This window comes from Micromonospora sp. NPDC005197, from assembly GCF_040608295.1.
Taxonomy (GTDB): Bacteria; Actinomycetota; Actinomycetes; order Mycobacteriales; family Micromonosporaceae; genus Micromonospora.
In genome coordinates this window covers 46,861-59,549 of sequence record NZ_JBEXHY010000002.1, presented here as the reverse complement: position 1 = coordinate 59,549, position 12,689 = coordinate 46,861, and the positions used below count along the sequence as shown (strand labels likewise).

The window sequence follows — 12,689 nt, the reverse complement described above, 5'->3', positions numbered from 1 at the left end:
TCCTGCGCCCGCAGCAGGGTCAGGCGCCGTACCGGCGCTGGCGGGTGGCGTACGAGCGCAGCGCGCGCAGGAAGTCGATGTGCCGGAAATCCGGCCAGTTGAGCTCGCAGAAGTAGAACTCCGAGTGCGCGGACTGCCAGAGCATGAAACCGGACAGCCGCTGCTCCCCGCTGGTGCGAATGACCAGGTCGGGGTCGGGCTGGCCGCGGGTGTAGAGGTGCTCGGCGATGTGCTCGACGTCCAGCACCTCGGCCAGTTCCTCGATCGTGCCGCCCGAGGCGGCGTGCTCCAGCAGCAGCGAACGGACCGCGTCGGTGATCTCCCGCCGGCCGCCGTAGCCGACGGCGATGTTGACCTCCGCGCCGCCGCTGCGGTCCCGGGTGCGCTCCTCGGCGCCCTTGAGCGCCGCCGCCGTCTGGGCGGGCAGCAGGTCCAGCGCGCCGACGATGCGCAGCCGCCAGGGGTTGCCCTCCTCGGCCAGCTCCACCACCAGGTCCTCGATGATCTGCAGCAGCGGGTCCAGCTCGCTGGCCGGGCGGCGCAGATTGTCGGTGGCCAGCAGGTAGAGGGTCACGTGCCCGATGCCGGCCTGGTCACACCAGCCGAGGACATGCTTGATCTTCGCCGCGCCGACCCGGTGCCCGTCGTTGGGGTCGACGAAGCCCATCTCCCTCGCCCACCGGCGGTTGCCATCGCACATCACCCCGACGTGTCGGGGCACCGGCTTGCCCGCGAGCTTCGCCGTGAGCCGGCGCTCGTACACGGAGTAGATAAGGTTCCGCAGCGTCATCACCTAGCAGCGTAGCGACCCGCCAGCGGGATCACCCCTTCGGAGGCCGATCCCCGCCGGACAGTTCGATGCCGATCATGCCCAGCGTACGGGCGGTGAGCCGCCCGTCGCCGAGTCCCAGCTCGACCACATCGTCGAACACGCGGTCGTCCCGGCGGGCCGCCCGGACCGCCGCGTCGACCACCCGCCGCCGTCGTGCCAACCATGCGGCGACCGAGCTGTGCCGCAGATGGGTGCCGAGGCGACGACGCAGGCCAACGGCGTAGCGACGCGCCGCCGCCTCGGGCGCACGGGCCGCCGCGGCACCGGCCAGCGCACCGGAGAGCAGCGCGTAGAAGATGCCCTCACCGGTGAACGGGTTGATCAGCGACAGGGCGTCGCCGGCCAGCAGGGTGCGGTCCCGGCCCGGTGCCGGCCGGTGCGTGGACAGCGGCAGATGATGGGCGCGCAGCGCGGTCACCGTCGACAGGTCGGTGCCGGGCAGCAGCGCGGCCAGCCGGTCCAGCAGGTACGCCCGGCTCAGAGGCTCGCCGCGCAGCACCTCCCCGTACCCGACGTTCGCCCGCCCGTCGCCGATCGGGAACGACCAGGCGTACGCCGGCCAGCGTGCCTTCGAGGTGACGATGAGCTGCTCGGGTGGGCCGGGCAACGCCGGGGCGTAACCCCGGATGGCCAGTGCCAGGTGCCGGTCGGGGTTCACCGGGTGGCCGAGGGCTCGGCGCACCACCGACCCGGCGCCGTCCGCTCCCACCACCACCCGGCCGGACAGCTCCCCGTCGAGCACCACCCGGTCGGAGCGCGGCTGGACCCGGCGGACGCTGTGCCGGCGCAGTTGCGCGCCGGCTGCCACCGCAGCCGCCACCAGCCGCGCGTCGAAGACCTCCCGAGGCACGGTGTACGCCGGCCGGGGCAGCGCCCGAGCGACCGCCTGGCCGCCCGGGGAGACCATCCGCAGCGCGGGCAGCGCGGCGTAGCCGGCCACCGCCTCGGTCACGCCCAGCTCGGCGAGCACGTCCACCGAGTGCGCGGCGATCCCGTCGCCGCAGGCCTTGTCCCGGGGAAAGTCGGCCCGGTCCAGCAGCAAGACACTGGCGCCCGCCCGGCGCGCCGTCAGCGCCGCGGCCGCCCCGGCCGGCCCCGCCCCCACCACCACCACGTCGAACTCGTCGCTCACCGCGCGCCTCCCTCCGACCGGGGCGGCGCGGCTCGTACCCGTCCCGCCCGGCGATCACCTGGGCCGTCGACACCGGCCACGGTGACCGACATCACCCGCCATCCTGCCCCCTGCCCGGCCGCCCGCACCGCTGCCGCACGGCCGGGCCGCACCGAAGCCGGACGACCTCGCCGAGCCGAACACCCCAAGCCCCGAAGGCAGCCACGAACCGGCGGTCACGGTCGCGCGGCCACGACCCGGCGGCCCCAGACCGACAGGCCCCAGACCAGCGGCCCCAGACCGGCGGCCCGAGACCGACGGCCCCAGACCGGCGGCGACGGTCGCGCGGCCACTAACTGGCAGCCCCGCAGCGACGGCCACAAAACGGTGGCGACGAAGCGGACGCCTGGAGCGGCGAGTCCGGAGTGCCACCCCCTCGCCGCCTGCTGCGTTGCCTGTCGAGCTGCCCCGTTGGTGGGGCAGAGTGGCTCCGATGGCTGACGTCAGGCATTGATCGACTCGGGATCGCCGATATCGGGGTGTCCACGTCGCCCGATCACCCCGACTTCGGCGATCCCGAGTCGATCACGGCCGGAGCCACGCCCGCCGCCCACCCAGGCGCCAGATCCCCGCCACTGCCGGATCGGCATGCACGGGGTACGGATATAGCCGGTCCATATCCGGGGCAGCTCGACAGTGCCTGCCAACCCCCTCTCAGGTCGCGCACCGCTCGAACCCGGGGCTTAGTCTGCCGGGCTCTCAGACCGGGGCGGCGGCGTCTGGGGCGCGGGCCGCCCGGCGCAGGCCGTACAGGGCCAGCGCGGCGGCGGCGAGCAGCGGGGCGCCGTCGCGGATCAGGCCGTCCACGCCCAGCAGCCACCAGCACAGTGGCAGGTCCACGGCCAGGACGGCCAGCGTGACGACGACGAGCAGGCCGCGTGCCCAGTCCTTGCCGCGCATCAGGAACGCGGTGCAGAACAGCACCGCGTAGCTGGCCGCGATGCCGGCGCCGAACCAGAACAGCACGGCCGGTACGGCGGACAGACGGTCGTCCAGGATCGCGCCTCCGGCCACCAGCGCCGGCACCAGCATCAGCGGGCTGTAGGTGAACGCCGCGACTCGGCTGGTCAGCAGCCAACCGCTGGCCTGCGGCCGACGCGGCGGGGTCTCCCGCCAGGAGATGCCGGCCTTGTCGATGACGAGCCGCGGCCGGTGCCGGACGAGATGCCCAGCGAGCGCCGACGAGCGGTAGAGCATCCACACCACCGCCACACAGAGCGCGGTGAGCACGCCGAAGCCGAGCAGCCCGGGCAGCGGCGGCACCCCCTGCCGGGGCACGATCAGCCGGCCGACGGCGAAGATCGTGGTGACCCCGAGGATCAGCCCGAAGGGACGGGCCACCGTGCGGCCCCGGCGGACGTGCCCGATCAGCAGCAGGAAACCGAACGAGCGCAGCATCGCCCAACCGGTGCGCACGGCCAGGCCGAAGCCCTGCTCCGGGGCGTACCACCAGTTGAGCAGCTCGACCACGACGGTGGCCGCCGCCGTCGTCGCGAGCAGGAAGGTGAGCACCCGGACGGCGGACGGCCGCCGGACCTCGGTCTCGGCGGCCGTCCTCATGGGATTCCTTGTTGCCCGCGGCGGGCGATGTTCACACCTAGCGCTGCGGCTGTACGGCATCCAGGCGGGCGCGCAGCGCGTCCAACTCGGCCCAGAGCACGCCGGGCAGCTTGTCACCGAACTTCTCGAACCACTCGGTGATCAGGGGCAGCTCGTTGCGCCACTCCTCCGGGTCGACCTTCAGCGCGATCCGGACGTCCTCCGGGGTCATGTCCAGGCCCTCGACGTCGAGCGCGTCGGCGGTCGGCACCATGCCCACCGGGGTCTCCACCGCGTCGGCCGTGCCCTCGATCCGCTCGACGACCCACTTGAGCACCCGGGAGTTCTCCCCGAAGCCCGGCCAGAGGAACGAGCCGTCCGGGTCCTTGCGGAACCAGTTGACGTAGTAGATCTTCGGCAGCTTCGCCTCGTCGCCGTCGGCGCCCTTGCCCATCTCGATCCAGTGCCGGAAGTAGTCACCGGCGTGGTAGCCGATGAACGGCAGCATCGCCATCGGATCCCGCCGAACCACGCCGACGGCGCCGGACGCGGCGGCGGTCGTCTCCGAGGAGAGCGTGGCGCCCATGTAGACGCCGTGCACCCAGTCGCGGGCCTCGGTCACCAGCGGGACGGTGTCCTTGCGGCGTCCGCCGAAGAGGATCGCGTCGATCGGCACGCCGTTCGGGTCGAAGTACTCGTCGGCGAGGATCGGGCACTGGGTGATCGGGGTGCAGAACCGGCTGTTCGCGTGCGAGGACAGGCCGTCGCTGTCCGGCGTCCAGTCGTTGCCCTTCCAGTCGATCAGGTGCGCGGGCGGCTCACCCATGCCCTCCCACCAGACGTCACCGTCGTCGGTGAGGCCGACGTTCGTGAAGACGGAGTTGCCCCGGTCCAGGGTGCGCATGGCGTTGGCGTTGGTCTTCCAGTCGGTGCCGGGCGCGACGCCGAAGAGGCCGTACTCCGGGTTGACCGCGTAGAGCCGGCCATCCGGGCCGAACCGCATCCAGGCGATGTCGTCGCCGATCGTCTCGACCTTCCAACCCGGGATGGTCGGCTCCACCATGGCCAGGTTGGTCTTGCCGCACGCGGACGGGAAGGCGCCGGCGATGTGGTGGACCCTGCCCTCGGGGGAGGTGATCTTGAGGATGAGCATGTGCTCGGCGAGCCAGCCCTCGTCCCGGCCCATCACGCTGGCGATCCGCAGCGAGTAGCACTTCTTGCCGAGCAGCGAGTTGCCGCCGTAGCCGGAGCCGAAGGACCAGATCTCCCGGGTCTCCGGGAAGTGCGAGATGTACTTGGTCTCGTTGCACGGCCACGCCACGTCCTGCTGACCGGGGGCGAGCGGCGCGCCGATCGAGTGCAACGCGTGCACGAAGTCCGCGTCGTCCCCCATCGCGTCGAGGACCTTCGCGCCCATCCGGGTCATGATGCGCATGGACGCGACCACGTACGGGCTGTCGGTGATCTCGACGCCGAACATCGGGCTCTCGGCCTCGACCGGGCCCATCACGAAGGGGATGACGTACATGGTGCGCCCGCGCATCGAGCCGCGGTACAACTCGTTCATCGTCCGCTTCATCTCGGCCGGCGCCATCCAGTTGTTGGTGGGGCCGGCGTCCGCCTCGTCGACAGAGCAGATGTAGGTGCGCTCCTCGACCCGGGCGACGTCCGTCGGGTCGGTGCGCGCGTAGAACGAGTTCGGCTTCTTCTCCGGGTTCAGCCGGATGAGGGTGCCGGCCTCGACCAGCTCATCGGTGAGGCGACGCCACTCCTCGTCCGACCCGTCCACCCACACGACCCGGTCGGGGGTGGTCAGTTCCGCGACCTCACGGACCCAGGCAAGCAGTTTCGGATGGGACGTCGGGGCCTGATCGATACCCCGCACTACAGCCGGAGCAACCATGACACATCTCCTTGTGGTCGACGCTGACCGATCTATGGGATGCACGAGTGTCAGCGACGCCATGCGCCGCCTTCGTGGAAACCTGGGATTGGCCTCAGCGTAAACCGGGCAGCCTTCCGAGTCAGTGGGACTGGTTGTGAAGAACTGCACAAGGTACGGCCACGCTGCGGCATCACGATCTGATACCCGCTTTCCTGCGCAGTTTCACGCAAATCTTGTCGTGCACCCCGGTCGACGCGCTTGGCGGTCGGGCCGCCAACCCGCCCGGCCGACCGGTGCGGGGATTCCCGTTCCGGGGCGCGTCAGTCCTCCCCTCTGGTCACGCTGCGTTCAACTGCGGCGTACCGGGCGAAAGGGCCGGCACGAGCGACGATGTCCGGTCGCCGTTGCTACCCCGCCGACTGGCCGACAGCCGGTAGGCTCGTCCCGTGGCCGCCACGATGACCGGGGAGCAACCGGGTCCCCGGCAGACCCGACCGGGTCTGGTCCGCGGGCTGCTCGACCGTTTCGGTCACCTCGTGCGCGAGCTGAGCAAGTTCGCCACCGTGGGCGGGATCGCCTTCCTCATCGACTTCGCGCTCTTCAACTACCTGACCACCGCGCGCGGCATGGAGCAGCTGACGGCGAAGACGATCTCGACCGTGCTCGCGGCGACCTTCGCCTTCCTCGGCAACCGGTTCTGGACCTGGCGGCACCGCCAGCGCAGCAACCCTGCGCGGGAGTACGCGCTGTTCTTCTTCTTCAACGCCGTCGGCCTCGGCATCGCGGTGGCCTGCCTCGCGATCAGCCGGTACGGGCTCGGCAGCATCTGGCCGGGCGTGTTCCAGACGCAACTGGCCGACAACATCGCCAGCTTCGTCGTCGGCACGGGCCTCGGGACACTGTTCCGATTCTGGTCCTACCGGCGGTTCGTCTTCGTCGAAGCGGGAACTCCGACCGTTCCGCAGGCGGAGCACGACCGAGACCACGGTGCGTGACCTGCCGCCCACCTCGTCCGGCCGGTGATCGCCGGCTTCACCGACTGCCCTAAGGTGTTTCGCATGCGTCTTGTCCGTCTGCTGCCTGAGCGTTGGCAGAAGTTCATCCACGAGGCGCTCAAATTCGGCATCGTCGGCGGCATCAACACCGTCATCAATTACGCGGTGTTCAATGTCCTTGCACTTACCGTTTTCGTCAACGGTCAGTTGAAGGCGACCGTGATCGCGACCGTCGTCGCAACGATCACGTCGTATCTGATGAATCGCCACTGGACGTACCGGGATCGCCCGAAATCGGCGCTTCGTCGGGAGTACGTCCTGTTTTTCCTGTTCAACGGGGCCGGCCTGCTCATCGAACTGGGTGCCGTGGCCGCGGCCAAGTACGGGCTCGGCGTGCACGGTCTGCTGGGGCTGAACGTGGCGAAGACCGCCGGCGTTCTGCTGGCCACGCTGTTCCGGTTCTGGTCGTACCGGTCCTTCGTCTTCCAGCCCGTCTCGCCGGCCGAGGACGAGACGAAGGCCGACCCCACCTGGCATGACATCCCGCGCGACGAGTGGGACACCATGGCCGAGATGGACCCGGTCGCCGAGCTGGCCGAATCCGTCTCCGAGCTGGAAGAGGCGGAGTCCAGCGATCGCCCCGACGCGACGCCCGGCCCGACCGGCGCGGCTCCCGCCCAGCAACGGCCCACACCGATGACCGCCGGCCTCCCCGCTGACCTGGACGCGGAACTCGCCGCGGAGCTGCACGCCGGCACCCGTCGCGCGCCCCGCCGGTGACGCCTCCCGCCATCCGCTCCGGCACCGGGGCGCCCGCCGAGCTGTTCTTCGAGGATCTCGTCCCGGGGCTCACCGTCGATCTCGGGACGGTCACCGTGGACGGCGACGAGATGCTGGCCTTCGCTCGTCGCTTCGACCCGCAGTGGTACCACGTCGACCCACAGCTGGCCGAGGCCAGTCGGCACGGCGGTGTGATCGCCAGCGGCTTCTACACGGTCAGCCTGTTCATGCGGGCGTACGTCGATCACCTGCTGTCCCGCGCGGCGGCGGACGCCTCCCCCGGTCTGGAGGAGCTGCGGTGGCTCGCCCCGGTACGCGCCGGGGACCGTCTCGCCGTCCGGGTCGACGTGATGGGCGCCCGCCCGTCGGACGCCCGCCCCGGGCTCGGCACCGTCATCCTCACCGGCACCATGCTCCGCCTCGGCCCGGACAACCGGCCCGATCAGGAGGTGCTGCGGACCCGCTTCCGTGGCTGGTTCGCGCTACGCCCGGTCGAGACGAACCCCGAGGCCACACCAGGCGAGACCGGCCCGCCGGAAAGCGGACCAGCCGAGGCCGGAGCGGCGGAGGCCGGACCGTCGGAGAGCGGGCCAGCCGAGGCCGCGTCGTCGAAGGGCGGGCCGTCCGAGGCCGGACGGCCGTCGGCGGCCGCAGGGCCCGTGGTCGAACAACGCGCCTGACCGCCCCGGCGCTCGGGCCGGGACGGTCAGCGCGGATCGCGATCAGGTCGTGGTGTCGCGCAGCGGCTTGCCCTCACGCATGTCGGCGAGGATGTCGCGCATCTCCCCGTCGCCCAGCGAGTGCTTGTCGTGCTGCGCCTCGACCAGCTCGTAGAGGGTGGTCTGCACCCGGCTGACACCCGGCACGTCGGCGAGCACCGACTGGCCGCGTTCACCAGCTGACTCGATCGTGAGGGTGCCGCAGCCGAGCAGCCGCTCGAAGAAGTGCTGGTTCATCGAGTGGTCGTTGATCCGGGTGAGCGGAAGGTCCCGCCGGTCCCGGGAGAAGACACCCTGCTGCAACAGCACACGCTCGTTGGTGAACAGGTAGTGGGTGGTACGCCAGACCAGGAACGGCCACAGACCGAGCCAGAGGACCGCGACCAGGGCGATCACCCCGATCACGGCCAGCGCGATCGAACCACCGCTGCTCTCGGGCAGCAGGAGCACGCCGACCACCACCGCGGCGATGGCCAGCACCAGCACCGCGATCGGCCGGATCAGCGCCTTCCAGTGCGGGTGCAGGTGCAGCACGACGTGCTCGTCCTTCGTGAGCACGTCTTCGGGAAACGCCACGACAACCTCCAACGCCTTTTACTCGACGCGCCGACCGTAAACCCCCCAAGCCCCGCCACAACATCCGCCACGCGGCCCCACTCCACCTTGCGCGATCTTGCACTTTCGGTCGCCGTCACACGGCCTGAGACCGTCACGCCACGACAGAGACCGCACGATCGCGGGGGCGGAGGGCGCGGGGCGGGTTAGCGCAGGTGGAGCACGTCTCCTGCGGCGACGACGCGGGTTCCGGTGGGGGTGGTGAGCTGGAGCTGGCCGTCGTTGTCCACACCGGTGGCGGTGCCGGTCAGGTCGTCGCCGCCGGGAAGCAGGACGCGTACCTCGCGGCCGATCGTCGCGCAGGCCGCCAGGTAGGCGTCGCGCAGGCCGCTGGCCACGGCGTCCCCACCGGCGGCACGCCAGCGGTCGTACCAGTCGGCCAGTGCCCGCAGCAGAGCCCGCAGCAGCGGATCCCGGTCGGTGGCCGCCGCACCGGCCAGTTGCAGCGAGGTGGCCGGCAGCCCGGTCGGGTTCACCGGCAACTCGTCGGCGCGCAGGGTCACGTTGAGGCCGACGCCGAGGACGATGGCCGGCGGTTGGGCCGAGGAGCGCCCCGGCACCGCCTCGGCCAGCACGCCGGCGCACTTGGCGTCGCCGATGAGCAGGTCGTTGGGCCACTTGAGGGCGGCCTCCAACTCGGCCAACCGGGCCACCGCCTCGACCAGCGCGACGCCGGCGAGCAGCGGCAGCCACCCGTACCCGGTGGACGGCACCGCGGCCCAGCCGCGGTCCGGCACGGCCTCGCCGGGCCGCAGCAGCACGCTGGTGGCGATTCCGGCGCGCGGCGGTGACTGCCAGACCCGGCCGCGCCGGCCGCGCCCGGCGGTCTGCCGCTCCGCGACCACCACCAGGCCCTCCGGCTCGCCCGCCGCGGCGGCCTCGGCCACGTCCGCGTTGGTGGAGCCGGTCTCGGCGTACAGCTCCAGGCGGGCCCACGGCCCGTTCGGCGCGACCAGCGCGCGCCGCAGCCGGGCCGCCGACAGCGGCGGTCGGTCCAGATCGGTGTACGGGGAGCCCGGCATCCCGTCAGCCTACGGCGGTGACCGCGGGAGGTATTGAGGCGTACTGCACAGCAGCACCGACCTGAACCATCGTTATATTCCCTGGGTGACTACCGAGACCGGGACCAACATCCACAGCACCGCGGGCAAGCTGGCGGACCTGGAGCGCCGGGTCGACGAGGCGGTGCACGCCGGGTCGGCGCGTGCGGTCGAGAAGCAGCACGCCCGGGGCAAGAAGACCGCCCGCGAGCGGATCGAGATGCTGCTCGACGAGGGCTCCTTCGTCGAGCTGGACGAACTGGCCCGGCACCGGTCCACGGCCTTCGGGCTGGAGCGCAACCGCCCGTACGGCGATGGCGTGGTGACCGGCTACGGCACGGTGGACGGCCGGCAGGTGTGCGTCTTCGCCCAGGACTTCACGGTCTTCGGCGGCTCCCTCGGCGAGGTCTTCGGCGAAAAGATCGTCAAGGTGATGGACCTCGCCATGAAGATCGGCTGCCCGGTCGTCGGCATCAACGACTCCGGCGGCGCCCGCATCCAGGAGGGCGTGGTGTCGCTCGGCCTGTACGGGGAGATCTTCTTCCGCAACGTCCGCGCGTCCGGGGTCATCCCGCAGATCTCGCTGGTGATGGGGCCCTGCGCTGGCGGCGCGGTCTACTCCCCGGCCGTCACCGACTTCACCGTGATGGTCGACCAGACCTCGCACATGTTCATCACCGGCCCCGACGTGATCAAGACGGTGACCGGCGAGGACGTCGGCATGGAGGAGCTGGGCGGAGCCCGCACGCACAACACCCGCAGCGGCAACGCGCACTACCTCGCCACCGACGAGGACGACGCGGTCGACTACGTCAAGGCCCTGCTGTCGTACCTGCCGTCGAACAACCTCGACGAGCCGGTCGTCTTCGAGGCCCCCGCCGACCTGACGATCACCGACGAGGACCGCGAGCTGGACACGCTCGTCCCGGACTCGGCGAACCAGCCGTACGACATCCACACCGTCATCGAGCACGTCCTCGACGACGGGGAGTTCCTGGAGGTCCAGCCGCTCTACGCGCAGAACATCGTGGTCGGCTACGGCCGGGTGGAGGGACGCCCGGTCGGCGTGGTGGCCAACCAGCCCATGCACTTCGCCGGCACCCTGGACATCGCCGCCAGCGAGAAGGCCGCCCGGTTCGTGCGCACCTGCGACGCGTTCAACATCCCGGTGCTGACCTTCGTGGACGTTCCCGGCTTCCTGCCCGGCACCGGCCAGGAGTGGGACGGCATCATCCGCCGGGGCGCCAAGCTCATCTACGCGTACGCCGAGGCGACCGTCCCGAAGGTCACCGTGATCACCCGCAAGGCGTACGGCGGGGCGTACGACGTGATGGGTTCCAAGCACCTCGGCGCGGACCTGAACTTCGCCTGGCCGACCGCGCAGATCGCCGTGATGGGCGCGCAGGGCGCGGTCAACATCCTCTACCGCTCGGAGCTGGCCGGCGCCGAGGACCCGGCGGCGGTCCGGGCCGAGAAGATCGCCGAGTACGAGGACACCCTCGCCAACCCGTACGTGGCCGCCGAGCGCGGGTACGTCGACTCGGTGATCCCGCCGCACGAGACGCGCACCCAGATCGTCCGGGCGCTACGGGTCCTGCGCACGAAGCGCGAGACCCTGCCGCCGAAGAAGCACGGCAACATCCCGCTCTGAGGCGCGACGCCCTGCTCGCTTGGTCCGCGCAACTTCGGGGAAAGTGCCTCCCGGCCCCGGGAGGCAGCGACATCCCTGATGTTGTGCGGGTCAAGAAGGGTCAGCAGGCCGGGTTCGCGGCGGCACACATTCGCCGGGCGGCCGTGCGGCCCAGCGCCTCAAGATCCGCGTCGCGTAGGCCCAGGTCCGGATTGGGCTCCAGTACCGTGATCAGGTCGCCTACCCGGACCACGACGGTCATCCCGAACGGCCTGGAGCGCTGCAGCGTCCTTCCGGAGGCCGGGCCACGGGGAGCGAACGGCACGTGGCGCACCAGAATCGACTCGTCACCTGCGAAGTTGCTCGCCGCCGTCTCCCAGGCGTGCTTGCTCTCGTTCGGCGTCGTCTCGCCCGCCACCACGATGGACTCGGCGAGATGCCACTCGGGGCAGGCGTCGAGCAGCGCCCTCAGATGAGTGAAGACTCGCGCGCCCACCAGCGGATCGAGGCGGTAGACGTCTTGGCTGAGTTCGACCCGCACCGGCGCGGCGCCGTCCTTCGTCGGCGACAACAGGGTCTGCGACCGCGAGTAACGGGAGTACGCGGGAACCCCAGGCACGCCCCGGTCGTCGCCGCACCTCTGCAGCGTCGGGTCCAACCGGACGGCCTCACCGAGGCCGGCTTCGCCGAGCTGCACGGCGCTCTTCACCGGCACCTCGGTGACAGTCAGCAGGGAGTCAAGTGGGATCTCCGCCCGGGCGGGGCTCTGCGTCGCCGCAGGCAAGGCAGCAGTCGGCGGAGCCGACGTGCGTTCCGTCATGGCGTACGCCGGGCCGGTCACCGCCGCGAGCACCGCGACCGCCGCCAACGCGACAGTGCGACGCCTACGCCTGCGGGCGGTCGCCCGGATCTCCTCGGGCTCCGGCCACCTGACGTCACGTAGGTCCCGGTGGACCCGTTCGACGAATGCCAGGTCGTCGTCACGCATCGGTTGCCTCCTCCAGATCAGAGACGGCGAGCAGACCGGCGAGCGCGGTACGCCCCCGGGAGAGTCGGGCCTTGACCGTGCCCACCGGGGCGGCGGTCTCCCGCGCCACCTCGGCGACCGGCATGCCCATCAGGTAGTACAGGGCGATGGCGGTGCGCTGCTCCTCGGGCAGTCGACGCAGCGCGGCGACCACCTCGACCGTGTCGGTGCCCGGCCCGGGCACGGTCTCGGTCGCCCCGTGGCGCAGGTACGCGCGGGCGCGACTGCGCAGGCTGCGCCAGCGGCTGACCGCGATACGGCTGGCCACCACCCGCACCCACGCCTCCGGGTCGTCGTACCCGCTGATCGTCGACCAGCGCTGCCACGCCCGGATGTACGCCTCCTGCACCGCGTCCTGGGCCTCGACCCGGTCGCCGGTGAGGGCGTAGACGAAACCGAGCAGCCGTTGTCGACTCCCCCGGTAGAACTCGTCGAACCCGTCGACGTCCGGCACCC

11 protein-coding genes and 1 pseudogene are annotated in these 12,689 nt (G+C 71.3%); 4 read left to right on the top strand and 8 right to left on the bottom strand.

Annotated elements, in window-relative coordinates; genetic code table 11:
• Positions 1-19 precede the first annotated feature (19 nt).
• From ABZU46_RS01345 to ABZU46_RS01330, 4 genes are all read right to left on the bottom strand, one after another.
• Complete coding sequence (locus ABZU46_RS01345) at positions 20-790, bottom strand: isoprenyl transferase (protein ID WP_234589120.1); 771 nt, start codon at positions 788-790, stop codon at positions 20-22.
• A 31-nt stretch (positions 791-821) separates the two neighbouring features.
• On the bottom strand, positions 822-1,964 hold the full coding sequence (locus ABZU46_RS01340) for a geranylgeranyl reductase family protein (protein ID WP_354854085.1): 1,143 nt from the start codon (positions 1,962-1,964) through the stop codon (positions 822-824).
• Positions 1,965-2,702: 738 nt separating this feature from the next.
• Positions 2,703-3,563 carry a hypothetical protein gene (locus tag ABZU46_RS01335; RefSeq protein WP_354854082.1) on the bottom strand — a complete coding sequence of 287 codons (861 nt, stop codon included), beginning with the start codon at positions 3,561-3,563 and terminating at the stop codon, positions 2,703-2,705.
• Positions 3,564-3,600: 37 nt separating this feature from the next.
• A complete protein-coding gene (locus tag ABZU46_RS01330) occupies positions 3,601-5,445 on the bottom strand; it encodes a phosphoenolpyruvate carboxykinase (GTP) (protein ID WP_354854079.1) in 1,845 nt (614 codons plus the stop codon).
• A 136-nt stretch (positions 5,446-5,581) separates the two neighbouring features.
• Between ABZU46_RS01330 and ABZU46_RS01325 the strand changes: the two are divergent.
• The 3 genes and pseudogenes from ABZU46_RS01325 (at position 5,582) to ABZU46_RS01315 (ending at position 7,882) form a co-directional block, all read left to right on the top strand.
• Positions 5,582-6,422: pseudogene (locus ABZU46_RS01325) on the top strand (GtrA family protein).
• 63 nt (positions 6,423-6,485) lie between these two features.
• The gene (locus ABZU46_RS01320; RefSeq protein WP_354854302.1) at positions 6,486-7,202 is read left to right on the top strand and encodes a GtrA family protein; all 717 of its coding nucleotides are present in this window, start codon (positions 6,486-6,488) and stop codon (positions 7,200-7,202) included.
• Entirely contained in the window at positions 7,199-7,882 is a 684-nt protein-coding gene (locus ABZU46_RS01315) for a MaoC/PaaZ C-terminal domain-containing protein (RefSeq protein WP_354854076.1), read from the top strand. Before ABZU46_RS01320 ends, ABZU46_RS01315 begins: the two co-directional genes overlap by 4 nt.
• Before the next feature lie 42 nt (positions 7,883-7,924).
• Here ABZU46_RS01315 and ABZU46_RS01310 read toward each other — a convergent pair whose 3' ends face one another.
• Positions 7,925-8,497, bottom strand: coding sequence for a PH domain-containing protein (locus ABZU46_RS01310; protein WP_354854073.1), 573 nt, complete (start codon positions 8,495-8,497; stop codon positions 7,925-7,927).
• A 185-nt stretch (positions 8,498-8,682) separates the two neighbouring features.
• A complete protein-coding gene (locus ABZU46_RS01305) occupies positions 8,683-9,558 on the bottom strand; it encodes a biotin--[acetyl-CoA-carboxylase] ligase (RefSeq protein WP_354854070.1) in 876 nt (291 codons plus the stop codon).
• Between the two features lie 85 nt (positions 9,559-9,643).
• Here ABZU46_RS01305 and ABZU46_RS01300 point away from each other — a divergent pair, with 85 nt between their 5' ends.
• The gene (locus ABZU46_RS01300; protein ID WP_234589112.1) at positions 9,644-11,227 is read left to right on the top strand and encodes an acyl-CoA carboxylase subunit beta; all 1,584 of its coding nucleotides are present in this window, start codon (positions 9,644-9,646) and stop codon (positions 11,225-11,227) included.
• Positions 11,228-11,327: 100 nt separating this feature from the next.
• On the opposite strand, the gene ABZU46_RS01295 is transcribed toward ABZU46_RS01300, so the two are convergent.
• On the bottom strand, positions 11,328-12,194 hold the full coding sequence (locus ABZU46_RS01295) for a hypothetical protein (protein WP_354854067.1): 867 nt from the start codon (positions 12,192-12,194) through the stop codon (positions 11,328-11,330).
• Positions 12,187-12,687 (bottom strand): SigE family RNA polymerase sigma factor, encoded by a 501-nt coding sequence (locus tag ABZU46_RS01290; RefSeq protein ID WP_266248870.1) that lies wholly within the window; start codon positions 12,685-12,687, stop codon positions 12,187-12,189. The genes ABZU46_RS01295 and ABZU46_RS01290 overlap by 8 nt, the downstream gene beginning before the upstream one ends.
• Positions 12,688-12,689: the final 2 nt, after the last annotated feature.